Source organism: Arthrobacter sp. NPDC058192 (assembly GCF_042883665.1).
Lineage (GTDB): Bacteria > Actinomycetota > Actinomycetes > Actinomycetales > Micrococcaceae > Arthrobacter.
Genome location: NZ_JBHVVJ010000013.1, coordinates 58,936 through 83,638 on the forward strand (window position 1 = coordinate 58,936; position 24,703 = coordinate 83,638).

Annotated in this window: 25 protein-coding genes; 13 read left to right on the top strand and 12 right to left on the bottom strand. The window is 66.3% G+C overall.

Going from position 1 to position 24,703, the window contains the following annotated elements:
• Positions 1-102 precede the first annotated feature (102 nt).
• Positions 103-537 (top strand): GNAT family N-acetyltransferase, encoded by a 435-nt coding sequence (locus ACFVVK_RS13940; RefSeq protein ID WP_390267836.1) that lies wholly within the window; start codon positions 103-105, stop codon positions 535-537.
• A gap of 63 nt (positions 538-600) precedes the next feature.
• On the opposite strand, the gene ACFVVK_RS13945 is transcribed toward ACFVVK_RS13940, so the two are convergent.
• Complete coding sequence (locus tag ACFVVK_RS13945; RefSeq protein ID WP_390267839.1) at positions 601-963, bottom strand: ClpX C4-type zinc finger protein; 363 nt, start codon at positions 961-963, stop codon at positions 601-603.
• A 132-nt stretch (positions 964-1,095) separates the two neighbouring features.
• On the opposite strand from ACFVVK_RS13945, the gene ACFVVK_RS13950 reads away from it, so the two are divergent.
• The gene (locus ACFVVK_RS13950; RefSeq protein ID WP_390267842.1) at positions 1,096-2,349 is read left to right on the top strand and encodes an MFS transporter; all 1,254 of its coding nucleotides are present in this window, start codon (positions 1,096-1,098) and stop codon (positions 2,347-2,349) included.
• A gap of 127 nt (positions 2,350-2,476) precedes the next feature.
• Here ACFVVK_RS13950 and ACFVVK_RS13955 read toward each other — a convergent pair whose 3' ends face one another.
• The 4 genes from ACFVVK_RS13955 to ACFVVK_RS13970 form a co-directional block, all read right to left on the bottom strand.
• On the bottom strand, positions 2,477-2,977 hold the full coding sequence (locus ACFVVK_RS13955; RefSeq protein ID WP_390267845.1) for a DinB family protein: 501 nt from the start codon (positions 2,975-2,977) through the stop codon (positions 2,477-2,479).
• A 101-nt stretch (positions 2,978-3,078) separates the two neighbouring features.
• Positions 3,079-3,738, bottom strand: coding sequence for an MBL fold metallo-hydrolase (locus ACFVVK_RS13960; RefSeq protein ID WP_390267847.1), 660 nt, complete (start codon positions 3,736-3,738; stop codon positions 3,079-3,081).
• A complete protein-coding gene (locus ACFVVK_RS13965) occupies positions 3,735-4,820 on the bottom strand; it encodes an S-(hydroxymethyl)mycothiol dehydrogenase (RefSeq protein ID WP_390267850.1) in 1,086 nt (361 codons plus the stop codon). Before ACFVVK_RS13965 ends, ACFVVK_RS13960 begins: the two co-directional genes overlap by 4 nt.
• A 134-nt stretch (positions 4,821-4,954) precedes the next feature.
• On the bottom strand, positions 4,955-5,212 hold the full coding sequence (locus ACFVVK_RS13970) for a mycoredoxin (protein WP_011692168.1): 258 nt from the start codon (positions 5,210-5,212) through the stop codon (positions 4,955-4,957).
• 156 nt (positions 5,213-5,368) lie between these two features.
• Here ACFVVK_RS13970 and ACFVVK_RS13975 point away from each other — a divergent pair, with 156 nt between their 5' ends.
• Complete coding sequence (locus tag ACFVVK_RS13975; RefSeq protein WP_390267853.1) at positions 5,369-6,115, top strand: SOS response-associated peptidase; 747 nt, start codon at positions 5,369-5,371, stop codon at positions 6,113-6,115.
• Between the two features lie 88 nt (positions 6,116-6,203).
• Here ACFVVK_RS13975 and ACFVVK_RS13980 read toward each other — a convergent pair whose 3' ends face one another.
• Complete coding sequence (locus tag ACFVVK_RS13980) at positions 6,204-6,626, bottom strand: VOC family protein (protein ID WP_390267856.1); 423 nt, start codon at positions 6,624-6,626, stop codon at positions 6,204-6,206.
• A 20-nt stretch (positions 6,627-6,646) separates the two neighbouring features.
• On the opposite strand from ACFVVK_RS13980, the gene ACFVVK_RS13985 reads away from it, so the two are divergent.
• A complete protein-coding gene (locus tag ACFVVK_RS13985) occupies positions 6,647-6,967 on the top strand; it encodes a chorismate mutase (RefSeq protein WP_390267859.1) in 321 nt (106 codons plus the stop codon).
• A gap of 38 nt (positions 6,968-7,005) precedes the next feature.
• Here the strand turns inward: ACFVVK_RS13985 and ACFVVK_RS13990 are convergent, their stop codons facing one another.
• Positions 7,006-8,256 carry an MFS transporter gene (locus tag ACFVVK_RS13990; RefSeq protein WP_390267862.1) on the bottom strand — a complete coding sequence of 417 codons (1,251 nt, stop codon included), beginning with the start codon at positions 8,254-8,256 and terminating at the stop codon, positions 7,006-7,008.
• A gap of 74 nt (positions 8,257-8,330) precedes the next feature.
• On the opposite strand from ACFVVK_RS13990, the gene ACFVVK_RS13995 reads away from it, so the two are divergent.
• Entirely contained in the window at positions 8,331-8,873 is a 543-nt protein-coding gene (locus ACFVVK_RS13995) for an ArsR/SmtB family transcription factor (protein WP_390267865.1), read from the top strand.
• A 52-nt stretch (positions 8,874-8,925) separates the two neighbouring features.
• Here the strand turns inward: ACFVVK_RS13995 and ACFVVK_RS14000 are convergent, their stop codons facing one another.
• Positions 8,926-9,312, bottom strand: a complete 387-nt coding sequence (locus ACFVVK_RS14000; protein WP_390267868.1) for a hypothetical protein — start codon at positions 9,310-9,312, stop codon at positions 8,926-8,928.
• Positions 9,313-9,514: 202 nt separating this feature from the next.
• Between ACFVVK_RS14000 and ACFVVK_RS14005 the strand changes: the two genes are divergently transcribed.
• From ACFVVK_RS14005 to pdxS, 6 genes are all read left to right on the top strand, one after another.
• A complete protein-coding gene (locus ACFVVK_RS14005; RefSeq protein ID WP_390267871.1) occupies positions 9,515-9,850 on the top strand; it encodes a DUF6504 family protein in 336 nt (111 codons plus the stop codon).
• Complete coding sequence (locus ACFVVK_RS14010; protein WP_390267874.1) at positions 9,847-13,347, top strand: DNA polymerase III subunit alpha; 3,501 nt, start codon at positions 9,847-9,849, stop codon at positions 13,345-13,347. The genes ACFVVK_RS14005 and ACFVVK_RS14010 overlap by 4 nt, the downstream gene beginning before the upstream one ends.
• 147 nt (positions 13,348-13,494) lie before the next feature.
• Complete coding sequence (gene thrS / locus ACFVVK_RS14015) at positions 13,495-15,504, top strand: threonine--tRNA ligase (protein WP_390267877.1); 2,010 nt, start codon at positions 13,495-13,497, stop codon at positions 15,502-15,504.
• A 19-nt stretch (positions 15,505-15,523) separates the two neighbouring features.
• Entirely contained in the window at positions 15,524-16,144 is a 621-nt protein-coding gene (locus ACFVVK_RS14020; RefSeq protein ID WP_390267880.1) for an HIT family protein, read from the top strand.
• Positions 16,137-16,775: a phosphatidylinositol phosphate synthase gene (pgsA, locus tag ACFVVK_RS14025; protein WP_390267883.1), complete on the top strand. Its 639-nt coding sequence runs from the start codon at positions 16,137-16,139 to the stop codon at positions 16,773-16,775. Before ACFVVK_RS14020 ends, pgsA begins: the two co-directional genes overlap by 8 nt.
• Before the next feature lie 207 nt (positions 16,776-16,982).
• Positions 16,983-17,909, top strand: a complete 927-nt coding sequence (gene pdxS, locus ACFVVK_RS14030) for a pyridoxal 5'-phosphate synthase lyase subunit PdxS (protein WP_390267886.1) — start codon at positions 16,983-16,985, stop codon at positions 17,907-17,909.
• Between the two features lie 353 nt (positions 17,910-18,262).
• On the opposite strand, the gene ACFVVK_RS14035 is transcribed toward pdxS, so the two are convergent.
• The gene (locus tag ACFVVK_RS14035; protein ID WP_390267889.1) at positions 18,263-20,275 is read right to left on the bottom strand and encodes a M3 family metallopeptidase; all 2,013 of its coding nucleotides are present in this window, start codon (positions 20,273-20,275) and stop codon (positions 18,263-18,265) included.
• A 113-nt stretch (positions 20,276-20,388) separates the two neighbouring features.
• Here ACFVVK_RS14035 and ACFVVK_RS14040 point away from each other — a divergent pair, with 113 nt between their 5' ends.
• Entirely contained in the window at positions 20,389-21,240 is an 852-nt protein-coding gene (locus ACFVVK_RS14040; protein ID WP_390267891.1) for an alpha/beta fold hydrolase, read from the top strand.
• Positions 21,237-22,076 carry an alpha/beta fold hydrolase gene (locus ACFVVK_RS14045; RefSeq protein WP_390267894.1) on the top strand — a complete coding sequence of 280 codons (840 nt, stop codon included), beginning with the start codon at positions 21,237-21,239 and terminating at the stop codon, positions 22,074-22,076. Before ACFVVK_RS14040 ends, ACFVVK_RS14045 begins: the two co-directional genes overlap by 4 nt.
• A gap of 12 nt (positions 22,077-22,088) precedes the next feature.
• Here ACFVVK_RS14045 and ACFVVK_RS14050 read toward each other — a convergent pair whose 3' ends face one another.
• Genes ACFVVK_RS14050 through ACFVVK_RS14060 form a run of 3 tightly spaced genes read right to left on the bottom strand, consistent with a single transcriptional unit; the run spans position 22,089 to position 24,676 of the window.
• Entirely contained in the window at positions 22,089-22,565 is a 477-nt protein-coding gene (locus tag ACFVVK_RS14050) for a GNAT family N-acetyltransferase (RefSeq protein ID WP_390267897.1), read from the bottom strand.
• Positions 22,566-22,592: 27 nt separating this feature from the next.
• Positions 22,593-23,390 (bottom strand): type 1 glutamine amidotransferase, encoded by a 798-nt coding sequence (locus ACFVVK_RS14055; RefSeq protein WP_390267900.1) that lies wholly within the window; start codon positions 23,388-23,390, stop codon positions 22,593-22,595.
• Positions 23,387-24,676: a MurT ligase domain-containing protein gene (locus ACFVVK_RS14060; protein WP_390267903.1), complete on the bottom strand. Its 1,290-nt coding sequence runs from the start codon at positions 24,674-24,676 to the stop codon at positions 23,387-23,389. The genes ACFVVK_RS14055 and ACFVVK_RS14060 overlap by 4 nt, the downstream gene beginning before the upstream one ends.
• Positions 24,677-24,703 lie beyond the last annotated feature (27 nt).

Consider the following 24,703-nt stretch of genomic DNA (forward strand, 5'->3'; position numbering starts at 1 on the left):
TGGATAGGAACGCAAGAATATCCTCTGGTCGGTCGATCGGGACCGGCCCGCATGGGGCCCGCAGGACAACGGAAGCTCGAAGCGTTGTGCGACACTGGGCCGATGCCAACGTTCAGCATCTCCACCGTCAGCGAGGTTTCCGAGGTCGAGTTGGTCGACTTGTACGAGTCTGTCGGATGGTCCGCGTATACCCGTCAGCCCGAGGTTTTGGCCCAGGCGGTCCGCAACTCGTCGTACGTCGTTGCAGCCCGCGACGACCGTGGCCAGCTGCTGGGGCTGGCCCGGGCGATCTCGGATGATTCGACTATTTGCTATGTGCAGGACGTACTTGTCCGGCCCGCCTGGCAGGGCAACGGCATCGGCCGGGCAATGCTGGCAAGCATCACCGACAAGTACGGTCACGTGCGGCAAACCGTGCTGATCACCGACGACGAGCCGGCCCAGCGCGCCTTTTACCAAGCGTTGGGCTTTACCGAAGGGCGGGATTTCCGTCCGGAACCCGTGCGCGTTTTTGCCCATTTTCGCCAGCCCGGGTGATCCGGGAGTCCGGCGGACAGGTGTCTGACAGCTACCTGCGGGTTGCGAGGCAGGAGCCTGTGTCTAGCGCGGAGTCTGAAAGCGTTCCCACGCTGATTGTCTTGTCATGCCCAGCGAGGCGCCTATGCGCGCCCAGCTGATTCGTCTTTGCCGCGCGGTCCCAATCCAGGACCGCAGACGCTCTTCAACCTGCGAGGCAACAGCGGCGATTTCCGGCAGGTGGGCCAGTAGTTCGTCGTCGGTCATGCGTAGCCAAGGATTCTCTGCCTGTGATCCGTTCGTACCGCTCAAGAGCTTCATGGATGCCTCGACACACGCCGCACAAATGGCAACTCCGGGCCCCGCCACCAGGCGGCCTGCGGCGCCAGCCGACCTCGCGCAGAAGCTGCACATCAGCGGGCCAGTCAGCGGTGGTTCCAGCTCCATGGGATTCTCCCTCACATGATCGGGTAACGGGGTCCAGCTTACTTGACTTGTAAGGTCACGCCTGACAAGTTGTCAGGTGTGACCTTACAAAGAGGTGTAGACGCCAGAGCCCGGCCACGAGTGGACGCGTCAGTGGCGCGGCTGGTTGCGTTCCGGAAGCTTTGGATCGCCAGTGCGCTCGAGGGCGTCGGCGATGAAGCCAGTCGGGTCGTGGTCCCGATCGTCGCAGTCTCGATGCTCGGTGCCGGTGCTTTGGACGTGGGAATCATTAATGCTCTGGGCTTGAGTGCGTTCCTTGTCCTGGGCCTGCCGGTCGGCGTTTGGGTGGACCGGATCCGCCGACGCCGGCTGATGATCGCCGCGGACGTGTTCCGGGCCATCGTGGTTCTGAGCGTTCCGGCCGCCTTCGTAACCGGTGCGTTGACGATGGGCCATCTGCTGGCCTGCGTGGCGTTGATCAGCGTCGGCGATGTTGTCTTCACTACGGCCCATGGAGCGTTCATTCCTACGGTGGTGGGGCGGGAACGGGTCAGTGATGCTCATGCCCGGCTGCAGTCGGCCGCCAGCGCCGTCGCCGTCGCGTCTCCCTCCTTGACGGGAGCGCTGCTGAGTGCGATCGCCGCACCGTTTGTACTCGTGACGGCCGGACTGTCCTACGCCTCCTCAGCCTTGTCGCTCACGAGAATCCAGGTCGACGAGAACGTCACGCCGCCCCAAAGCCACGAGCGGTTCTTGCCTGCGGCGCGGGCCGGCTTGTCCTTCACCGTTCACCACCCGGTGCTCAGGGGGCTGCTTCTTTCCGGAATGATGCTTAACGCTGCCACCATATTCGGCAGCGCCGCCATGGCGGTATATGCCCTCAACGTCCTGGGGCTTAGCCCTGCCGTGTTCGCGATACTCAGCACTTTTGCCGCTCTGGGCGGCCTTGTGGCCTCCTTCGCAGCACCGGCCATCCTGAAGCAGCTCGGCATCGGGAACACCAGGATTTTCGCCGGTGTTGCCTGCGTCCCGGTGGTTGCGCTGGCGCCCATGGCCGAGGTCCTGCCATGGTTCCCCGCGCTCTGGCTCGGTGCGTCCGCGTTTGGATGGGCATTCCTCGTGGTGGTCATATCGGTAGCCGGCGCCGGCATCGTCCCGCGCATCGCCCCCTCCCACAGGCTCGGAACCGTCATGGCCAGTAACAGGCTATTTGTCCTCGGAATTATGCCGGTCGCCAGCCTCGCCGGTGGCGCCCTGGCCGGCTTGATTGGCGTCCAAGCCGTGCTCTGGATCTGGGCCCTGCTCGCGGGGGCCTCCGCGGTCCCTATCGCGTTGTCGCCAGTGCGAACCTGGCGAGAATTTCCGGCAAACTTCGACAGCACGACGCCGGGTACAGGGAGAGCCTGACCTTGGTTTCACCGGGCTCCGGGCCGAGCTGGTTGTCGCCGGTGGTTCCAGAGGGCCCGTTATGGGCTGGAGGCTCAAACGCTTTCCGGGGTCCGCGGTGGTGATTTCATGGTCGCGGGCGTGGCAGTTACTTGCGGGCAGCGAGGATCTGTTCGCGCAGGATGTCCGCGTGACCGCAGTGTTGGGCCAGTTCCCGCAGCATATGCAGGTAGACCCACCGCAGGGGCAGCGGGCCGCGCCGGTTGCCCCGGACGACGTCGTCAAGGGCCAGGGGAGCGGCCCGGCGGCGTGACTCTTCGCAAGCCTGGCTGTAGGCGGCCTGGATGCCGGGAATTGTGGCGCCGTCCCCGAGGATAAAGGATTCATCGGGCGTGGCCGGAATACCGATCTCCTGGCGCGTCCTGCGTGTGATGGCCTCGTCGAACCAGACCTTTTCCACGAACGTGGCGTGCTTGACCAGCCCCAGGAGGGTCGTGCTGGACGGGACGAGCGATGCCCGGGCCTCCTGCTCCGTCAGCCCGTCGAGACAGTCGTGCAGGGCCGCGCGGTGCTCATCGAGGAACGCATCGAGCTGGGTCCGGATGTCCGCGGTCCATGTGTCCGGTTCCATGCTGGGGTTTGGTCTCATGGCCCCAAAGCCTAGTACCGACCCTCAGCGTTGCCGTGGATCCGGACACGCCGGTGCGGCCAGTCCATCGCACCAACGGCACCGACCGACCAGGAATCCGGTCAGTGCCCCCGGGCGACCCATTCCTCGAGGTGCGGCGCCTCGGCGCCGATCGTCGTCGGATCCCCGTGGCCGGTGCGTACCACTGTGTCCGCGGGAAGCGGCAGGAGCCGGTTCCGGATGGAGCCGATGATGGTGGGGAAGTCGCTGAAGGAGCGGCCGGTTGCGCCCGGGCCGCCCTGGAACAGCGTGTCGCCACTGAACACGGTGCTTGCAGGCACGGCGCCTGCAGACGCAGCGTCATTGCCCTCAAGCAGGAAGCACACGGACCCGGGCGAGTGGCCGGGAGTACGCAGGGCCACGAGGCTGGCCCCCGCGACGTCGAACCTGTCGCCGTCGGCGATGGCGTGGTCCGGCTCAGTGCCCGGGAAGACCTGCTCCCAGAGCATCCAGTCCTCCCGGTGCAGGTACACGGGGGCGTTCACCAGCCTGCGAACCTCGCCGACGGCGCGGATGTGGTCATCGTGGCCGTGCGTAAGCAGGATCGCCGTGACCTTCCGGCCCGCGACGGCGGCGGCCACGGCAGCGGGGTCGTGCGCCGGGTCGATGATGACGCATTCGGCGTCGTCCCCGATGATCCAGACGTTGTTGTCAACGTCCCAGGTCCCGCCGTCGAGCGAAAACGTCCCGGAGGTGACCAGCCGGTCGATCCGGATGCTCACAGCTCCACCACCGAGCGCAGCACCGCGCCGGCATGCATCTTGTCGAAGGCTTCCTCGATCTGGTCGATCCGGATCCGCTCCGTCACGAAGGCATCCAGGTCCAGCTTGCCTTGCCGGTAGAGGCTGATCAGCATGGGGAAGTCGCGCGAGGGCAGGCAGTCGCCGTACCAGGAGGACTTGAGTGACCCGCCGCGGCCGAACACGTCCAGCAGCGGCAGTTCGAGGGTCATCTCGGGGCTCGGCACGCCCACCAGGACCACCGTGCCGGCGAGGTCGCGGGCGTAGAAGGCCTGCTTGTAGGTTTCCGGGCGGCCGACGGCGTCAATCACCACATCGGCACCGAAGCCCCCGGTCATTTCGCGGATCGCTTCCACGGGGTCGACGGCGGAGGAATCCACCGTGTGGGTGGCGCCGAGGTCCTTCGCACGGTCGAGCTTCTTGGCATCGATGTCGACGGCGATCACGGTGGTGGCGCCGGCGAGGGCGGCACCGGCGACGGCCGCCACGCCTACACCGCCGCAGCCGATCACGGCAACGGAATCGCCGCGCTTGACGTTTCCGGTGTTGATCGCCGCGCCGATGCCGGCCATGACGCCGCAGCCGAGCAGTCCGACGGCGGCGGCGTCGGCGTCGGGGTCCACCTTGGTGCACTGTCCGGCGGCGACGAGGGTCTTTTCGGCGAAGGCGCCGATGCCCAAGGCGGGGCTCAGTTCCGTTCCGTCTTCCAGCGTCATCTTCTGGGTGGCGTTATGGGTGTTGAAGCAGTACTGGGGTTCACCGCGGCGGCAGGCGCGGCACTCGCCGCAGACGGCACGCCAGTTCAGCACCACGCGGTCACCCGGGGCAATGTCCGTAACGTCGGGCCCCACCGCGCTGACAACTCCGGTGGCCTCGTGGCCGAGCAGGAAGGGGAAGTCGTCATTGATGGCTCCCTGCTTGTAGTGCAGGTCCGTGTGGCAGACACCGCAGGTGAGGATGTCCACGAGGGCCTCGCCGGGGCCGGGATCCGGCACCAGGATCGTCTCAAGCGTGACGTCGGCATTCTTGGAACGGACTACTGCGGCTTTGACCTTATGAACCATGGAACAAGCTCCTCTGCTCTGATGGCGGCATATCCGCACAACATACTGGCACAACGGGCGACGGCGCGGCCCTTGGGAGGCCGCGCCGTCGTGGTTTGGTGTCGCTTCTGGATGGTCTCCGGAGAGTGGAAGGGCTAGGCGGCGAGCCGGCTCTTGACCTCGGCCGCGGAGGGGTTGGTGGCGGCGGTGCCGTCCGGGAAGAGGACGGTGGGGACGGTGCGGTTGCCGCCGTTGAGCTGCTCCACGAGATCGGCGGTGCCTTCGACTTCTTCGATGTTGATCTCGGTGTACCCGATGCCCTGGGCATCCAGCTGCTTCTTCAGGCGGTTGCAGTAGCCGCACCAGGTGGTCGAAAACATGGTGATGGTGCCGGATTCGGGGGTGAAGTCCACTAAGTTCTCCTCAAGCTGGTTGTTGGGACCGGCGCGTAGTGCCAGGTGCCCACGGAAGTCTTGCCTCACTGCCAACAACCGTACCGTGCACCCCACTATTCCCGCACGGCGTGTCCGCCAGTGGCCCGGAGAGACCCGCGGTGGCATGCTGGGGACATGTGTGGACGCTACGTGATGGCCCGGGCCGTGGGAGACCTGCTGGCCGAATTCGACGCGGAACTCGAAGATGAGATCGCGATCCCGCCGTCCTGGAATGTTGCCCCGACGGCCGACGTTCCTATTTTGCTGGAACGACTCGTGGATGGGGAGCCGGTCCGCCAGCTCCATATAGCCCGCTGGGGACTGGTGCCTTCCTGGGCCAAGGACCCGGGAATCGGGTCGAAGATGATCAATGCGCGCAGTGAGAGCGTGCTGGAGAAGCCCGCTTTCCGGAAGGCGACCCGGTCCCGGCGCTGCGCTGTCCCGGCGGACGGCTACTACGAGTGGAAGGGCGAGGGCCGCGGCAAGCAACCCTACTATGTGCATCCCAAGGACGGGCGGCCCATTGTGTTTGCCGGACTCTATGAATGGTGGAAGGACCCGTCCAAAGCCGAGGGCGACCCGGAACGCTGGATGCTCTCGACGTCGATCATCACCACCGACTCTCCGCCCGAGGGGTACGCCGGGGGCATGCTGGCCGAGCTGACCGCGCTGCATGACCGCGTTCCGCTGCCAATGGACCGCGACACTATGCAGACGTGGCTGGACCCGCAGGCCGACGACGCGGCCGGGCTCGTGGACCTGGTCCGGGCCGGGGCGCACGACGTCGCGGAAGGCTGGCGGATCGACGCCGTCGGCACCGCCGTCGGGAACGTCAAGAACGACTCGCCGGAACTCATCCAGCCGGTCGGAACCCTGTTCTAGCGCTGGGTTTGCCGGGCGGTCAGCGAGCCTGTCCGCCGGCTGGAGGCGGGGGGCGGCCCCTGCGGCGCCACAGTGTCTTCGAGGCCGGTCAGAGCGTCACTCTGCCGCCGCCGTCGACCGCCCAACTGGGGTTGAATGCGACCTCCCAGCGGTAGCCGTCCGGATCAGCGAAGTACCCGGTGTAGCCACCCCAGGGTTGCGTCTGCGGCGCAGCGGCAATGGCGGCGCCTGCCGATGCGGCGTCGGCCATGACCCGATCGACCTCCGCGGCATTGCCCAGATTATGGCTAAGTGTGATGCACGGAACCCCGGACGGGGGGTCAGTGCCGGCTTCGGCCTGCATTTGCCCGGCGTCCCAGAGCGAGAGGAGGAGGCCGTGGTTGATTTGGATGAAGAGCACCTCGCCGGGAACCTCCCGGTGGACGGGCCATCCAAGGCCGTCAACGTAGAAGCTGCGGGAGGCGGCAACACTGCGGACACCCAGTGAGATTAAGTCGACTCGTGGCTGCATCTTTGGATACTGTCAGAAACATGTCCACAAATCACACATTCGACAAAGACGCCCAGGCCGACAAGGAGCAGCTTGCAGCTGTGCGGGTGGCAGTTGACGAAGTGGATGAGCAGATTGTGGCGCTGATCGGCCGCCGGGAGCGGTTGATCCGGATCGCCGGAACCCTGAAGGCCGACAGTGCAGAGGTTCGGGCGCCGGGCCGCGTGGAGCGCGTGCTCGAACACGTCAAGGCGACAGCGGAACAGAAGGACATCGACGTCGAACTCGTCGAAAAGACCTACCGCGCCATGGTCGATGCGTTCATCGCGCTGGAACTCGAAGTGTACAAAGCCGGCAGCTGACTCGGCCGTGAGGTAACAACTGCCGGTTGGAGTGCCGCCTAGGATTCGACGTCGGCCGCGGCGATTGCCTTGTCCGTGAGGATGGGCATCATCCCGAGTAGGGCAAGGGTCAGCACTCCCATGATGCCGAACATGGCCTGCAGGCCCAGCCATTGGGCCAGCAGGCCGCCCGCTGCCGCCCCGAGCGGCATGGTGCCCCAGGCCAGCAGGCGGTAGGCGCTGTTGACTCTGCCCAGCAGTCCGTTGGGAGTAATGCGTTGGCGCAGGGATACGGTGATGACGTTCCAGAGCACGATCAGAATGCCCCCCACAAAGAAGACCGGGCCAAGAACATAGGGGTTGTTGGTCAGGGCGGGAGCGCCGATGAACAGCGCACCCCCGAAGACCGTGAGCGTCAGCGACTTTGACCGGCCCAGCCTGGCCTCCACCCGTTCGGAAATGAACGAGCCGACCACGGAGCCGAGAGCGGAGGTCGTCAGGAGTAGGCCGAACCCCACCTCGGACAGTTTCATTTCTGAGGCCGGTCCCACGGCAAACAGCACCAGGACCGCGAATGCCGCACTGGACGCGAAGTTGAAGACTCCGGTCATCACCGCGAGCGTGCGAAGGATTTTCTGGTTCCAGAGGAACCGCAAACCCTCACCGATGTCGGATCGCAGCGTCGACTTCTGCTCCCGCTCAACGCGGAAAGTCCCCGGGACCATGAGCAGGACACCGACGGCGGCGAGCCACAGTGCCGCCGGCACGGCAAAACCCGCAACGACGCCGAGGGCCACCAGCAGCCCGCCCAGCGGGGGGCCCACGAACTGGTTGGTGGTGAGCTCGACGGCGTAGAGCCGGCCGTTAGCGCGCGAGAGCTGATCGCGCTGGACTACCTGGGGCATGATCGACTGCGCCGAAGTGTCGTAGAGCGTTTCAGCCACACCGACCATCAATGCGACGACGTAGAGTGCCGCAATGGAGCCGAAGTCCAGCAGGATGAGGCCGACCAGCACGGCGGGCAGGAGCGCGCGGCTGAGGTTGGCCCACAACATGAGCTTGCGCCGGTCCAGCCGGTCGGCCAGCGCCCCAGCAGTCAGGGCGAAGAGAAGCCAGGGAAGCGTGGCGGTGACGGTAAGCCCGGCGACCGCTGTGGGGGACTGAGTGAGCTGAACGGCCAGAAGCGGTAGCGCGATCTTGAAGACGCCGTCCGCGAGGTTGGACAACCCGGATGAGGTCCACAGCTTCCAGTAGGACGCACCCAGCGGCGCACGTTGCCGTTCTTTTACCTGGCCCGCGGGAATGGTCATAGGTGGACCATTCCACATTGATTGAGAAAGTTCAAGGTGGTTGAGTTTAGTACATCAGTTTGTAGGATAGAGACATGGCGGACGCAGGGCAGAAGATCCCGGACAAGAAAAAACCCGTAGCGAGCGCCCGGGAGATTAAGGCATTGGCCCATCCGCTGCGCTTGAGGATCCTGCGCCTGTGCGGGCTCCACGAGCTGACCAACAAGCAGCTCGCCGACCGACTGGGCCAGGACCCGGGGACGGTTCTCTATCACGTGCGGCAACTGCTCACAACCGGATTTCTTGAGCCCGCCGAAGTCCGCACGGGAGTCAGCGGTGCGCTGGAGAAGCCGTATCGTTCCACGGGGCGGTCCTGGAACCTGGACACCGCACTGAATGAGGCCGGCCCGGGCGGTCCGCTGGCGCCGCTGGAGGCGTTTCGGGAAGAGCTGACGGAAGCGGGGCCGGATGCGCTCGCCAGTCTCTCACGCTTCGTTCTGCACCTCTCCGAGGGCGACGTTGAGGACCTCGTCACGCGGATCGAGGCTGTGCTGAACGAATATACCGACAGTGACCGGCAGCGGCCGGACCAGCCCGCGTTCGGCGGTATCTTTGTCCTCCACCGGTCGCCGGACTAGGCCGTCCCCGCTACAAAAACGCGACGGCAGCCGGTGCGCCAGATGCCGCCGGCTACAAGGCCTCTTCCACGGGCACGTTGGCCTGGTAGTCCCGGCCATCCGCGTCGCTGAACGCCGTCATGAGGTGGCCCTTCGGCAGCCCCAGCACCGTGGCGAGCGGGAAATGGCCGGTGATGGTGTTGCCCGAGTGCTCGACCCCGTTGAGGTCGAAATTTTCCTCGGTGCCGTCATGGCTGAAGCAGAAGAAGGAAACTGCTTCACCATTCATGAATTCGATCCCCATTCTGCGCTGATGGGAGTAGTCCGGGGTGGCCGCCAGGAGACCCACCACATATGCGCCCTGGCCGGGAATGTTGCCTTCAATATCAAAAGTCGCCACCAAGATTGATTCCTTGGCGGCGATCCTTACGTGCTTCAGGAGTGCGTTATGGGAGCTCATGGCTCAATCCTGCTACCTGCATCAGCGTCCGTCCACCCCTGAGATGGGTTTTGCAGCGCCTCCGGCGTAGACTGGTTTTATTCGAAGATATGTTCGAATACCTGAGGAAAAATAGTAGAAGAACTACTAGAAGAAGCGCTAGAAGCGGAAAGCCGAAGCGGGGACTGGGCCGGCCCCAGCCCGGACGGGGTCGGGAGGCAGTGTGGGCATGTTCAGCGAGTCCGTGGAGGTGGCCTGCCTGCCCTCAGGCCAGCCCCTGCGCCTCGTTTGGAAAGGCCGGCATTACACGGTCTGCGCTGAGCCCGTCCGCTGGTATGAACGACGCCAGTGGTGGACGGAGGAAAGCCGGGCGCCGCTCGGGAGCGGTGCGGGGCTGGTGGACCACGAGATCTGGCGGGTCCAGGTGCGCGCTGCGGGGGAGGACGCGGCAGAACCCACCCTCACCCTAGACCTGAGCCGGCATATCGGCAGCGGGCGGTGGCGGCTTGTGAGGATCCACGACGCCCTGCACCCCATGCGGAGGGCTGAACCAGCATGAGCTTCACCCACCTGCATGTCTCCACCGCCTTCAGCGCCCACTACGGCGTCTCGTGGCCCGATGAACTTGCCGCCGCCGCAGCCGCCGACGGCGCCACCGCGCTGGCCTGCACGGACCGGGACGGACTGTACGGAACAGTAAAGCACCTGAAAGCGTGCATGGCGGCGGGACTGGAGGCGATCGTCGGGGTGGACCTCGCGGTCTTTGACAACGACGGCGACCTCCGTACCCAGCTGGGGGGACGCGTCGTCGTGCTGGCGCACGGGCACAACAACGGCGCCGGTTACCGGGCCCTGTGCCGGTTGATCTCCGACGCCCATGCCCGCACCACGGGCAAGGCCGGGGGAACGGTGCCGGTGGCCGTCACCAGGGCCGAACTGGCCTCGCGGACCTTGCACCCGGAAACCCTCCAGCCGGTCCTGACGGTGCTGATCGGCCCGGACTCCGACGTCGGCCGCGCCATGGGCGGCCGCCGGTACTTGCGCCCCCGCACCCTGTTCAAACGCTGGCTGGACGCCATGCCGCCGGGCACCCTTGCCGCGGAGGTCGTTTCCCAGCTCAGCCCGCCAGGGGAAGCACTGAGCACCGCCCACGCGGTGCGCATGCTCAAACTTGCGGCAGAACACGGGGTCCCCGCGGTGCTGACCAACGCCGTGCGGTATGTCGCCGAGGACGGCGCGGCAACAGCTGATGTGCTTGACTCCGCCAGGACGCTCAAATCCCTCCCCGAACTCTCCGCGGCCCCGTTGCTGCAGCCCAACGGGCAGGGCTGGCTGAAATCGGGTGCCCAGATGCTGCAACTGGGCAGGGAAATTATCCACGCCGCGGGGTACGGCACGGCGGACCTCAGACGGCTTCTCGCCCAGACCGAGGCGCTCGCGGACCGCTGCCGCATGGATCCGGTGGCCGATATGGGCTGGAAACAGCCTGTGGTCCCGGAAGCGTCCGTGATCGGGATCGCCGGAGACGCGCTCGCAGAGCTGACCCTGCGCTGTGAGGCCGGCATCGGGCGCCGTTTCCCGGGAATCTCCGGGCAGCGGGAACAGCAGATGCGATCCCGGCTGAAGCACGAGCTCCGGATCATCGACTCGCTGGGCTTCGCCTCCTACTTCCTGACCGTCGCGGAGGTCTCGCGGATGATCATGGCCATGGGCGTCCGGGCAGCCGCCCGCGGCTCGGGCGCCTCAAGCCTGGTCAACTACCTGATCGATGTCAGCCAGGTGAACCCGCTCCAGCACGACCTCATCTTTGAGCGCTTCCTCTCCCGCGACCGCGCCACCCTGCCCGACATTGATATCGACGTCGAAAGCGCCGAACGGCACAACGTCTACCGGAAGATCTTTGAGCGCTTCGGGGCGGAGCGGGTCACGCTGATGAGCATGCAGAACGGCTACCGCGCTCGCGGTGCCGTGCGGGATGCCGGCCTGGCGCTGGGCATGGACGACGGCGAGGTCGGGGAGATCGCCAAGCAGCTGTGGCGTTTTTCTGCCCGGCACTTCCGCGAAGCCCTCGTGGAGAAACCCGAACTGAAGGAATTCGCCGACCGGGTGGAGCAGCGCGGCTTTGGCGAAAACCAGCAGCTGGACCTGCTGGTGGACCTCACGGAACGTCTGGACCGGCTGCCCCGCCACATCTCCATGCACCCGTGCGGCGTCATTCTTGGCGATGCCACCCTGCTGGACCGCACTCCGGTGCAGCCCAGCGGCCTGGGACTGCCCATGAGCCAGTTCGACAAGCACGACATGGACCCGATGGGCATGCTCAAACTCGATGTCCTGGGCGTCCGGATGCAGAGCGCCATGGCCTTCGCCGTCCGGGAAGTGATCCGTCTCCACCCCTCCAAGGCTGAGGTGGTCGCCGCCGGCGCGCATCCGGCCGGTCCGGACGGGGCAGGCCCGGATTACATCGCCGAGGACGGCCGGATTGACCTTAACGCGGTCCCGCTCGACGACGAGCCCACCTACGAACTGATCCGCAGCACCCACACCCTGGGCTGTTTCCAGATCGAATCCCCGGGCCAGCGCGAACTCATCGGAAAACTGGCGCCCCGGGAATTCAACGACCTCATTATCGACATCTCCCTCTTCCGGCCCGGGCCGATGAAATCAGACATGGTGCGGCCCTTCCTGGAACATCGGCACGGCTTCGCGCCGGAGGTCTATCCGCACCCGGATCTCAAGCCGGTCCTTCAGGAGACGCACGGGGTCACCGTGTTCCATGAGCAGATCCTGAAGACCTTCGACGTTCTGACCGGATGCGGGCTGGCGCGGGCTGATGAGTTCCGCCGGGCACTGGGCAACGAGGTGCTGGAAGCGAAAGTGGAGGAGTTCTTCCGGAAGGAGGCGCGGGTCCGGAACTACAGCCCAGAGGTGGTGGACAAGGTCTGGGGGACGTTGAAGGCCTTTGGCAGCTTCGGGTTCTGCAAGGCCCACGGGGCAGCCTTTGCCGTGCCCACCTACCAGTCGGCCTGGCTCAAGGCGCACCACCCGGAAGCCTTCCTGGCCGGGCTCTGGGAACACGACCCCGGCATGTACCCCAAACGCCTGCTTGTCGCCGAGGCCCGCCGGCTGGGCATCCCCATCCTTCCCCTGGACATCAACCGGAGCCAGGCCGAGTACCGGGTGGAGCGGGTGGAATCCGGGCCGGACCGGGGCAGGCTGGGCATCCGGCTGAGTCTGAATGGCATCTTCGGCCTCTCCGGCGCCGAGCTGAAACGGATCGTGGCCGGCCAGCCCTACGATTCCCTGGCGGATCTGCGCGCCCGTTCTCGGCTGAGCCGGCCCAGCATCCAGAGACTGGCCCAGTTGGGCGCCTTCGATTCGCTGCACCGGGCCTCCGGGGGAACCGCCAACCGGGCGGATCTGGTCCAGCATCTGCAAAAGCTCCAGGCCCGTCCCCAGCGGAAGGGCGTGGAGATCGTTGACGGCCAATTGGCATTGCCGTTGGGGGATGTGGAGCTGAAGAACCTGAAGGGAGCACTTCCCGCACCCAGCATGGTGGACAACGTCCGGGCGGAACTGGACCTGATGGCAGTGGACGTCAGCGAGCACCTCATGACCAGCCACCGTCCGTTGCTGGACCGGCTAGGCGTCACCACCGCGGATAGGCTGCTGGGACTTCGCAACGGCACAGAAGTGCTGGTGGCCGGGGTCCGGGTGGCCACCCAGACTCCGCCCATGCGGGGCGGCAGGCGGGTGGTGTTCATCAGCATCGACGACGGCACCGGCTGCGTGGATTCGGTGTTCTTCCACGAAGCGCAGGAGCAGGCAGGATCCTTGCTGTTCGGCACCCGCCTGCTGCTGATCCGCGGCACCACCCGCCGGACCGGGCCGCGGGGGATCAGCATCAGCGCCAGCATGGCCTGGGACCTCAGCCGCCCTCAGACCCTGCCGTTCCCGGAACCTGTTCCAGGTACCACCGCCTCCCGCGAACCGGAACTGCCCGGTCCGCTGGACGGGATCAGCCGGAACCTCGCCATCACCGGGCTGGGCGGCTGAGCGCCCTCCGGTGACCCCGCCGCCGCGGCGCGGCCCGCCCCGTGGCGCGTTGGTTGGCCTGTGGAGAAACCGATAGCATGGACGAGGCTGGCTGTGGTCCCCGTACGCCACAAGCTACGAAGCCTTAACTTTGAATAGGAGACACCCGTGTCAGATGCCCAGCAGATCACCCTTCTCGTCGACGGCGAAGAGACCAAGGTGACTACCGGGACCACCGGCGCGGAACTCTTCTTTGAGCGCCGCGACGTCGTAGTTGCCCGCGTTAACGGCGAACTCAAGGACCTGGACCAGCCCCTGCCCGAGGATGCCACGGTCGAGGGCATCACCATGGATTCCCCTGACGGGCTTAACGTCCTGCGCCACTCCACGGCCCACGTCATGGCCCAGGCCGTGCAGCAGCTGCGCCCCGACGCGAAGCTCGGCATCGGCCCCTACATCACCGACGGCTTCTACTTCGACTTCGACGTCGCGGAACCCTTCACCCCGGAAGACCTCCGCCAGCTGGAAAAGATGATGCAGAAGATCATCAACCAGAACCAGAGGTTCGTCCGCCGCGTCGTCTCCGAGGAGGAGGCCCGCGAAGCGATGAAGGATGAGCCCTACAAGCTCGAGCTCCTGGGCAAGAAGAACGACGCCGCCGACGCCGGGGAGGGCGTCAACGTCGAAGTCGGCGCCGGCGACATCACCATCTATGACAACGTGGACCGCAAGAGCGGCGACACCGTCTGGTGCGACCTCTGCCGCGGCCCGCACCTGCCCAACACCAAGCTGATTTCCAATGCCTTCGCGCTGACCCGTTCTTCTGCCGCGTACTGGCTCGGCAACCAGAACAACCAGCAGCTGCAGCGCATCTACGGCACAGCCTGGCCCACCAAGGACGCGCTCAAGGCCTACCAGGAACGCATCGCCGAGGCCGAACGCCGCGACCACCGCAAACTGGGCGCCGAGCTGGACCTGTTCTCCTTCCCGGATGAACTGGGCTCGGGCCTGCCGGTGTTCCACCCCAAGGGCGGCATCATCCGCAAGGCCATGGAGGACTACTCCCGGCAGCGGCATGTCGACGCCGGCTACGAGTTCGTTTACACCCCGCACATCACCAAGGGGCACCTGTACGAAGTCTCGGGGCACCTGGACTGGTACAAGGAAGGCATGTTCCCGGCGATGCACATCGACGCGGAGCTGAACGAGGACGGGACCGTGCGCAAGCCCGGCCAGGACTACTACCTCAAGCCGATGAACTGCCCCATGCACAACCTGATCTTCCGCTCGCGCGGACGCTCCTACCGCGAACTGCCCCTGCGGCTCTTCGAGTTCGGGTCGGTATACCGCTACGAAAAGTCCGGCGTCGTGCACGGCCTGACCCGCGTGCGTGGCATGACCCAGGACGACGCCCACATCTACTGCACCCGCGAGCAGATGAAGGATGAGCTCACCACCACGCTGAACTTCGTCCTGGGCCTGCTCAAGGACTACGGCCTGGATGACTTCTACCTCGAGCTCTCCACGAAGAACGAGGACAAGTTTGTCGGCGACGACGCCACCTGGGAGGAAGCGACCCGGACCCTCGCCGAAGTAGCCGAAGCCTCCGGCCTGGAACTCGTCCCGGATCCGGGCGGAGCCGCGTTCTACGGCCCCAAGATCTCGGTCCAGGCCAAGGACGCCCTCGGCCGCACCTGGCAGATGTCCACCATCCAGCTGGACTTCAACTTGCCGGAGCGTTTCGAACTGGAGTTCCAGGCCGCCGACGGCACCCGCCAGCGGCCCGTGATGATCCACCGCGCCTTGTTTGGGTCGGTGGAGCGCTTCATGGGCGTGCTGACCGAACACTACGCCGGCGCCTTCCCGGCCTGGCTGGCGCCCGTGCAGGTGGTCGGCATTCCGGTGGCGGAGGCGTTCAACGACTACATGTTCGACGTCGTGGACCAGCTTAAGGCGGCCGGCATCCGCGCCGAGGTGGACATCTCCTCGGACCGTTTCCCGAAGAAGATTCGTACCGCCAGCAAGGACAAGATCCCCTTCGTGCTGATCGCCGGCGGGGACGACGCCGAGGCAGGAGCCGTGTCCTTCCGCTTCCGTGATGGCAGCCAGGACAACGGTGTTCCCGTCGCCGAGGCGGTCAAGCGGATCGTCGACGCCGTCCGTAACAGGACCAGCTAGGCAGACGGAAGGGCAGCGCGTGCAGGAAACCACAGGGGCCGGGCCGGAGTATCCGGGCGACCACGACGTGACGGATGAGTTCGGCCTGGCCGGGGTCCCGGACGCCTTCCAGCGCCTGTGGACCCCGCACCGGATGGCGTACATCAAGGGCGGCCAGCACCAGTTCAAGAACCCGGACGACTGCCCGTTCTGCGCCGCGCCGGAGCGGGGGGACGAAGACTCCCTGATCGTGTACCGGGGAAGGACCAGCTACGTGGTGCTGAACCTGTTCCCGTACAACCCCGGCCACCTGCTGGTCTGCCCCTACCGGCACATCCCCGACTACACGGATCTCACGGTCGAGGAAACGGCCGAGTTTTCCGAGCTGACCCAGACAGCCATGCGGGTGCTGCGCAAAGTCGCCAATCCGTCCGGTTTCAATCTGGGCATGAACCAGGGGGTCACCGGCGGGGCAGGCATTGCCGGCCACCTGCACCAGCATGTGGTGCCGCGCTGGGGCGGGGACGGGAATTTCTTCCCCATCATTGCCCAGACCAAGGCGATCACGCAGACCCTCGGCGAGGTTCGACAGCAGGTGGCGGATGCGTGGCCGCAGGATTTGCCGGGGCAGGAACAAGCGCTCGGGGAGAAGGATGCTTAACAGGCACGCCCGAGGCTTCTTCACCGCCCTGTTCTCGCCGTTTGCCCGCTGGCTGCTGAAGATCGGCGTGTCTCCGGACGCCGTGACGGTAGTCGGCACACTCGGCGTGGTGGTCGGCTCCCTGGTGTTCTACCCGCTCGGACAGCTCTTCTGGGGAACCTTGTTCATCACGGCCTTTATTTTCTCGGACGTCATTGACGGGATCATGGCCCGAATGCAGCACCGGGGCGGCCGGTGGGGCAACTTCCTGGACTCCACGCTGGACCGCGTGGCCGACGGCTCCCTGTTTGCCGGCCTCGCCGTGTGGTTCTTCACCGGGGGCGCCAATCCGCCGATCGCCATCGCCGCCGTCGTCTGCCTCGTGCTGGGCATGGTGGTCTCCTACGCGCGGGCCAAGGCGGAAGCCTTGGGTTTCCACGCCAACGTCGGGATTGCCGAGCGCGCCGAGCGGCTGGTGTCCGTGCTCGTGGTCACGGGACTCACCGGCCTGGGCCTGCCCGCCGTCGTGCTCTTCGCGACGCTGTGCCTCCTCGCGGCAGCGAGCCTGATAACGGTGATCCAGCGCATCGTGACGGTGCACCGCCAGTCGCTGGCGGAACCCGAAGGAACCGCCACGGAACAGCCGGCCTGAGCCCGCCTCACGGCGTCGGGCCCGTGCAGAGAAACCGCGGCCCCGAGCGGGTCAAGCTGCCGTAACCGGAATTCTGCCACGCCCCCGGCCGGGGGCTAGTATTAGCTTTACCGGCCAATGGATCCGGTAATCCGGTGTGTGCGAGACACGGCATGAACGTGCCGTCCGCGCCCCGGCGAGGTCATCTATCTACCCATAGGGGTTTTTGTGTCTACACCTGATGTAAGCAGCGAAGCCGGCGCGTCCGCGAAGAACGTCACGGGCAGCAGCCGCGTCAAGCGCGGCATGGCGGAGATGCTCAAGGGCGGCGTCATCATGGACGTCGTCAACGCCGAGCAGGCCCGCATCGCCGAAGACGCCGGTGCCGTGGCAGTGATGGCGCTGGAACGCGTTCCGGCCGATATCCGCGCCCAGGGCGGCGTGTCCCGCATGTCCGATCCGGACATGATCGACAAGATCATTGCCGCCGTCTCCGTGCCGGTCATGGCCAAGGCCCGGATCGGGCACTTCGTCGAGGCGCAGGTCCTGCAGTCCCTCGGCGTGGACTACATCGACGAGTCCGAGGTCCTGACCCCGGCCGACTACACCAACCACATCGACAAGTGGAACTTCACCGTTCCGTTCGTGTGCGGTGCCACCAACCTCGGTGAGGCCCTGCGTCGCATCAACGAGGGCGCGGCGATGATCCGCTCCAAGGGCGAGGCCGGCACCGGCGATGTCTCCAACGCCACCACGCACATGCGCCAGATCCGCGCTGAGATCAAGAAGCTCGCCGGCATGCCGGAGGACGAGCTCTACGTCGCGGCCAAGGAACTGCAGGCGCCGTACGAACTGGTCAAGGAAGTCGCCGCGACCGGCAAGCTCCCGGTGGTGCTGTTTACCGCCGGCGGCATCGCCACCCCGGCCGACGCCGCCATGATGATGCAGCTCGGCGCCGACGGCGTGTTCGTCGGCTCCGGCATCTTCAAGTCCGGCAACCCGGCCCAGCGCGCCGCCGCCGTCGTGAAGGCCACCACCTTCTACGACGACCCGGACGAGATTGCCAAGGCCTCCCGCGGCCTGGGCGAGGCCATGGTCGGCATCAACGTCGACGAGATCCCGCAGCCGCACCGCCTCGCCGAGCGCGGCTGGTAACGTTCGGACGCTTCTCAACATTCGTGGCGCAGGGCGCCCCGAATGTTGAGCCTCTGCGCCCTCTCTTATTAAGCCGAGAGAGTCGGGCGCTTAAGCCGAGAGAGTCGGGCGCGCTTGTCGCCTGAACGTAAACCGCGAGCTGCCGGATCACACCGCCCGGCGCCTCGCGCTCCTGTTTGAACGACGGTCGGATCACACCGCCCGGCGCCTTGCGCTCCTCATTAGTACGACGGCGGCGAGTCACCTCTCTTGGGTGACTCGCCGCCGTCGTCGTTTCTTCCAACCAACTCGCAGCAGAGGCCGTTCTGAGCCCGCAGAACGGCCCCTGCTGCTAGCTATTTGGATATGGCGGGTCAGTCCAAGCCGCGGCGCTTGAGCAGCGGGCCTAGGTCCGCGTCCCGGCCTCGGAAGGAACGGAACGACTCCAGCGGGTCCCGGCTGTTGCCGCGGGAAAGCAGCTCGGCCCGGAAGAAATCGCCGTTGGCCCGGCTGAGTCCGCCCTTTTCTTTGAACCATTCCACGGTGTCGGCGTCCAGGACTTCGCTCCAGATGTAGGAGTAGTAGCCGGCGGCGTACCAGCCGCCGGCGAAAATGTGCTGGAAGTAGCCCGTCCGGTAGCGCGGCGGGATGAGACTGTGCGCCACGCCGGCCGCCGCGAGGGCCTTGGCTTCGAATTCGAGGGCATCATCGGGGGTCCCGGATACGTCCAGCACATGCCAGGCCAGGTCCAGTAGGGCTGCGCCGAGGTATTCCGTGGTGCCGAAGCCTTCCCCCCACAGCTGGGCGGCATTGAGCTTGTCGACGGTTTCCTGCGGGAGGGCTTCGCCGGTCGCGTAGTGCCGCGCGTAGTTGGCCAGGACCTCGGGCCACATGATCCACATTTCGTTGACCTGCGACGGGTATTCCACGAAGTCCCGCGGCACGTTGGTGCCGGAGAACCGCGGATAGGTGACGGCGGAAAACAGCCCGTGGAGGGCATGGCCGAACTCGTGGAACGTGGTGCGCAGTTCGTCCAGTGTCAGCAAGGTGGGCTCGCCGGCCGGCGGCTTGGAGATGTTGAGGTTGTTGATCACCACTGATCGGGTGTTCAGCAGCCCGGACTGCTCCACGAGGGAATTCATCCAGGCTCCGCCGCGCTTGGTGTCACGGGTGTAGTAGTCGCCCAGGAACAGGCCAAGGTCAGTGCCGTCGGAATTCTTCACCTCCCAGACGCGAACGTCCGGGTGGTAGCCGGCGAGGTCGGTGCGCTCGTGGAAAGTGATGCCGTACAGGGCGTTCGCAGCGAAGAACACGCCGTCCTTCAAAACCCGGTCCAGCTCGAAATAGGGGCGCAGCGCCTGCTCGTCCACGGCGTACTGCTCGCGCTTGACCTTGGCCGAGTAATACGCCCAGTCCCAAGCCTCGAGCGGGTGGCCGGCGGCCTCGGCCAGCGCTTCGGCCTCCCGGTCGGCATTGCGGACGGCTGCGGGGGCCAGCCGGCTCATCATGTCCTGCACCGCCTGGAAGTCCGGCGCCGTCTGCCGGTCCACAGTGAGTTCGGCGAAGTTCGCAAACCCCAGCAGGGCGGCCTTCTCGGCGCGCAACCGGACCATGTCCTTGACCAGATCGAGGACATCGAGGTTGCCGCCACCGCTGCCGCGCCCGATCGAGGCCTCGTAGAGCCGACGGCGGACATCCCGGTTCGCCAGGGCCGCCATGGCAGGCTGGTTGCTCGGCTGGATCAGCGTGAGCAGGAACTTGCCCTCGTGTCCGGCGGTCCGGGCGGCCTCCGCCGCGCTGGCGACGTCGTCGGCGGGCAGGCCGGCGAGGTCGGTGGCGTCCTCCAGCAGCAGGGCCGCGGACTTCATGCCTTCCTTCACACGTTGCCCGAACTCGGTGCCCAGGCGGGCAAGCTCGGCATTGATGTCCTTGAGCCGCTGCTGTCCGGCGTCGTCAAGCTGGATGCCCGAGGCCCGGAACTCCTTAAGGTATTCCTCCACGAGACGGGCGGACTCCGGATCCAGGGCGGCGGGGTCCAGCGCCGCGAAGCGTTCGTAGAGCCCCCTGTTGAGGTAGACGGCATCCTGGTGGGCGGAGAACAAGGGGGAGAGACGGGTTTCGAGATCGCGGATGGCATCCGATGCGTGCGCGGAAACGAGCGTGAAGAAGGACGCCGCCGCCCGTTCCAGGAGCCGGCCCGAGCGTTCCATGGCGAGGGCGGTGTTCTCGAAGGACGGGGCCTCCGGGTTGTCCACAATGGCCTGGATTTCGGCAAGCTGTTCGGCCAGGCCGGCCTCAACGGCCTCGGCATAGTGTGCGTCTTCGATATCCGCGAAAGGCGGCAGGCCGTAGGGCAGGGTGCTGGGGCTGAGGAGGGGATTGGTCATGAAGGAACTCTTTCATGCATGGCGGGTGTTTCTCAACGGTGGCGCGGGGTGTTGTGAGTCCGCCGACGCAAAATGACCGGCTCATTCTGTCCGGGGCCCTAAGCTTGGGCAGCATGGAGACGTTGAATGAGCGGCGGCGCATCGTGGCGTCGCCCGGGGCTGCGCTGGCCGTGTTTGAGTACGGACTCGAGCCCGGGCCGGATGTGCCGACACTGCTGCTGGTGCACGGCTACCCGGACGACCATCGGGTCTACTCGCCTGCCATCCGTGACCTGGCCCGGAGCCACCACGTGGTCGCCTACGACACCCGGAACGCGGGTGCATCGGCCGCAGTCGGTCTCCCCGGGGATTTCACCTTGGAGACGCTCGTGAATGACATGTTCGCCGTGCTGGTGGCCGTCGGAGCCACGGACGTTCATCTCGTGGGGCACGACTGGGGATCGATCCAGGGCTGGGCCGCCGTCCAGGACCCCCGGGCCGCGGGCCTGATCGGCCGGTACACTTCCATCTCGGGCCCGGACCTGCGGCACTTCGCCCGCTGGGTGCGCGGCCGGTATTCGCGGCCACGCGCCTGGCCGCAGCTGGCGGGGCAGCTGGCCCGCAGCTGGTATATCGCAGCCTTCCTCGTGCCGAAGCTGCCGGAGGCCGCCTGGCGGCTGTTCCTCACCAAACGCTACGCCCAGACCGCGAAGCGCGACGTCGGCGATGACCCGGTCCGGGGGCTGGCGCTCTACCGCGCCAACTTCTTCTCGTCGGAGAACTGGCCGGCAGGCGGCCGCGTGACGATGCCCGTCCAGGTGGTGGTGCCGCTCAAGGATCCCTTCCTGTCACCGGGTCTCGTGGAAGGACTGGAGGCGTGGGTGGATCAGCTGACTGTCGTCAGGGTGGACAGCGGCCACTGGTGGCCGGCGTCCCGGCCCTCGGAGTTCGCGCAGCTGCTGCGGGAAAGCCACGTCAGCCGGTGACAGCGGCGCAGCGGCCGGCCGAACGCACCGCCAGGAGCGGGATGTTCGGCAACGGCATGGAGTACCTGTGCTGGGGCAGCGGCCCGAAGACGCTCTTGTTCATCCAGGGCGGCCCCGGCAGTGCGGTGCCCCAGGGGATGATGCGCCGGATGATCCGGCGGCAGTTTGAGCCGTATCTGGACGCGGGCTTTTCCGTCTGGGTGGTGACCCGGCGCAGGAACATGCCGCACGGGCACACGATTGCCGACATGGCCGGCGACTACGCCCACGTGATCACGGAGGAGTTCGGCGGACACGTCGACGTCGTGGTGGCCGAGTCGTTCGGCGGAATGATTGCGCAGTACCTGGCGGCCCTGCACCCCGACGCTTCCGGCCGGATCGTCGTCGTTGTCGCCGCGGCTGAGCTAAGCGACTGGGGCAAGGACTTCGATACGCGAATGGCGGGCGCCATCGCCAACGGCGACGCCGGGCGGGCGGGGACTGTGTTCGCCGAGTACCTGTTTCCAGAGACGCGGCTGCAATGGCTCCGCCGGCTGCTGGGGCCCCTCATCGGTGGTCGCCTGCTGGCCGCCTCCGACTACCCGCCGGAGGACGTGAAGACTGAAGCCCGGGCGGAGCTGAGCTTCAATTCCCGGGAGGTCCTGCCGAGGATCCAGCCGCCTGTACTGCTTATCTGCGGCGACAGCGACAGATTCTTTCCCAAGGATGTTGCTGCCGAGACCGCCGGGCTGATCCCGGACTGCACGCTGATCTGGTATGAAGGCCTCGGTCACCTTCGGGTGGCCGCCAGCAGCAGGGTCGCACGCGACGTGTTGGCGTTCGTCAGCGGCAATTAGTGTCAACGGCAATTAGGGCAGTACACGGGTCATGAAGATACTGTTCGGATCGGGTACGTAGGTGCCAAACGGCGGGCAGTCGACGAACCCGTGCCGCTGATACAGCCGGCGGGCGGGGGCGAAGAATTCCTGGCTTCCGGTCTCCAGGAACAATTGTTCGTAGCCGCTTCGCCGGGCCTCCGCAAGGAGGTGTTCGAGCAGACCCGTGGCAACGCCCCGGCCGCGGGCATGCGCCGCGGTGCGCATCGACTTGATCTCGCCCTGTTTCTCTTTGCCGGGCCCGGCGTCCAGTTGCTTGAGCGCGCAGCAGCCGAGGACCTCGGAGTCCTGCCGGGCGGTCCAGAACGTCATCCCCGGACCGGAAAGCGATTCGTGATCCAGCGCGTGCACGCTCTCCGGAGGCGACGTCGCGTACATGTCCGCGAGGTGCTCGCCCAAGAGCTTCTGCACATCCAGTCGCCCCGGGTCGTCCCGCTCAATCCGAATCATCTGGTCCTCCGCCGTTCTCCCGGCTCCTCAGCGGGGCCGGCGGGCAGCGTGTTCCCGGGCCAGCACCGCGTAGGAGTCATCCGGCGTGCCGGGCGTGAAGCTGCCGTATTTGCGTTCGACGGCGGCCCGGATCAGGAAGTCCGCCAGGGCCGGATTCTTGGGCAGCAGCGAGCCGTGCAGGTAGCTCGCCACGATGTTGCGGTAGCGGGCGCCCTCCTGGCCGTCGGCGCTGTTGTTGCCGGTGCCCTTGGCGGTGGTTCCAAGCGGCTCGACGCCGGGTCCCAGAGTGGTCTGGCCGCTGTGGTTCTCGTAGCCCAGGATGTTGCCGAATTCCGGGGAGGAGACGGTGACGTTGCCGATCAGGCGTTCATCGGTGCCGTGCGTCTCCACATCGAGGATGCCGATGCCCGGAATGACCGTGCCGAGCCGGGTTTTGAAGAATTTTCCGAAGAGCTGGTAGAGCCCGCAGATCACGAGCATCGGGGTGCCGTCTTCGGCCAGTTCCTTCAGCGTGGACTCGCGGGAGAGCAGGTCGTCCTGGATCACGAGCTGTCCGCTGTCCTGCCCGCCGCCGCCCACAATGAGGTCAACGTCCGAGGGGAACGGGTCACCGACGTTGTATTCGAGCAGCTCGGGTGTGTAGCCATGCCAGCGCAGGCGCTGCGCGAGAACCAGGGCGTTGCCCCAGTCGCCGTAGATGTTCATGTCGCGCGGGTAGAGCTGCAGGACCCGAAGGGTTCCCTTGCTCGGCGCGGGGGAGTCTTTGGGCGGCAGTTCGTGCCCAAAAGAGAGCCCGTGCGGGGTTTCCGGGGATCGGGGGGTCATGAGACCACCTCCACTGTGGTGATTTTGGACAGCTCGCGGCGGATGGCCAGCATGGCCGTGTACGTGCAGAAGATCCTCTTCGGCTTGCCTTGGCCGCCGCGGATGAACGCCGCCAGCGCCGGCGCAATCTCCGTGTCGACGGCGCCGATGGCGACGTCGTCGTACTGCAGGCGCAGCGCCATGTCGTACGCGCGGGAGCCCGTCAGCTGGTCCACGCCGCCGTCGCGGAGCGTGTCGAATTCGACATCCCACAGCCAGGACATGTCCCGGCCGTCCGCATAGTTGTCATTGATTGCGATCATGGTGGCGTAACCGGCGGCCGGGAAGGACTTTAGTCCGAGGCGGAAGCCGCTGGGGTTCTTGACCAGAACCAGTTCCAGCGGCTGGCCATCGACCACGAGGCTTTCACCGCGGCCGAACGCCGGCGCCACGTTGGACAGGGCCGTGAGCAGACCGGCCTGGTCGGTGCCCGTGCCGCGGGCGCCTGCGATCGCGCGCGCCAGGGTCAGCGCGGCGGCGGCATTGAAAATGTTGTAGACGCCGCGCAGCTTCATCGGCGTGGTGACCGTGCCGCCGTCGTACTCGAAATCGGCGTCATTGGCGCCCACCCGGCGCAGCACGACGTCGGCGTCCGCCCGGGCTGGCGCCGCAGGCACCGGGCTGCCCGGCGCCGCGCGCATTTCGTCGTCGTTGGGGAAGGTGCTCAGCAGGGAATCGTCGAGCCCGAAGTACAGCACGTCCGGTTCGTTCAGCGTCCCGGCAATCCGCGCTACCCGGGGGTCTTCCCGGTTCAGAACCACAGTCCCGGTGGTCTTGGCGGCGATGTGCTGGAGCAGCTCCGCGGTCTTGTCGATCTCGCCGAAACGGTCCAGCTGGTCGCGGAGGACATTGAGCAGGAGGCTGTACCGCGGAGGGACCCTGTTGACGAAGTGCACGGCATGCGCCTCGTCGAGTTCCAGGACCGCGATGTCGGCATCCAGCCGGCCCCGCCAGTCCACTTCGCCCAGCAGCGCCGCGGCCACACCGCGCGTGAAGTTGCTGCCGGTGCGGTTCGTGAAGACCTTCAGTCCTTGGCTTTCCAGCAGTTCCACCACCATCTTGGTGGTGGTGGTCTTCCCGTTCGTGCCGCTGACGACGGCGACCCCCTGGGGCAGCGTGGACAGGGTCCGCTGCATGAAACCGGGGTCGATTTTTTCGACTACAAGCCCGGGAAGGGCCGAGCCTCCGCCCCTGAGCCGGGAGACCCGGCGGACGAGCTTGCCGAGCGGAACGCTGAAGTAAAGCATGCTCAGTAATATATCCCAGCAGAGGCA

Coding starts and splice junctions, on each gene's coding strand:
- ACFVVK_RS14035 (WP_390267889.1), bottom strand. CDS start 20,275: ATGACCAATCCCCTCCTCAGCCCCAGCACCCTGCCCTACGGCCTGCCG.
- ACFVVK_RS14050 (WP_390267897.1), bottom strand. CDS start 22,565: ATGATTCGGATTGAGCGGGACGACCCGGGGCGACTGGATGTGCAGAAG.
- ACFVVK_RS13975 (WP_390267853.1), top strand. CDS start 5,369: ATGTGTGGACGCTACGTGATGGCCCGGGCCGTGGGAGACCTGCTGGCC.
- ACFVVK_RS13955 (WP_390267845.1), bottom strand. CDS start 2,977: ATGAGACCAAACCCCAGCATGGAACCGGACACATGGACCGCGGACATC.
- ACFVVK_RS14010 (WP_390267874.1), top strand. CDS start 9,847: ATGAGCTTCACCCACCTGCATGTCTCCACCGCCTTCAGCGCCCACTAC.
- ACFVVK_RS13995 (WP_390267865.1), top strand. CDS start 8,331: ATGGCGGACGCAGGGCAGAAGATCCCGGACAAGAAAAAACCCGTAGCG.
- pgsA (WP_390267883.1), top strand. CDS start 16,137: ATGCTTAACAGGCACGCCCGAGGCTTCTTCACCGCCCTGTTCTCGCCG.
- ACFVVK_RS13940 (WP_390267836.1), top strand. CDS start 103: ATGCCAACGTTCAGCATCTCCACCGTCAGCGAGGTTTCCGAGGTCGAG.
- ACFVVK_RS13945 (WP_390267839.1), bottom strand. CDS start 963: ATGGAGCTGGAACCACCGCTGACTGGCCCGCTGATGTGCAGCTTCTGC.
- ACFVVK_RS14040 (WP_390267891.1), top strand. CDS start 20,389: ATGGAGACGTTGAATGAGCGGCGGCGCATCGTGGCGTCGCCCGGGGCT.
- ACFVVK_RS14000 (WP_390267868.1), bottom strand. CDS start 9,312: ATGAGCTCCCATAACGCACTCCTGAAGCACGTAAGGATCGCCGCCAAG.
- ACFVVK_RS13985 (WP_390267859.1), top strand. CDS start 6,647: ATGTCCACAAATCACACATTCGACAAAGACGCCCAGGCCGACAAGGAG.
- ACFVVK_RS13980 (WP_390267856.1), bottom strand. CDS start 6,626: ATGCAGCCACGAGTCGACTTAATCTCACTGGGTGTCCGCAGTGTTGCC.
- ACFVVK_RS13990 (WP_390267862.1), bottom strand. CDS start 8,256: ATGACCATTCCCGCGGGCCAGGTAAAAGAACGGCAACGTGCGCCGCTG.
- ACFVVK_RS14055 (WP_390267900.1), bottom strand. CDS start 23,390: ATGACCCCCCGATCCCCGGAAACCCCGCACGGGCTCTCTTTTGGGCAC.
- ACFVVK_RS14060 (WP_390267903.1), bottom strand. CDS start 24,676: ATGCTTTACTTCAGCGTTCCGCTCGGCAAGCTCGTCCGCCGGGTCTCC.
- ACFVVK_RS13965 (WP_390267850.1), bottom strand. CDS start 4,820: ATGGTTCATAAGGTCAAAGCCGCAGTAGTCCGTTCCAAGAATGCCGAC.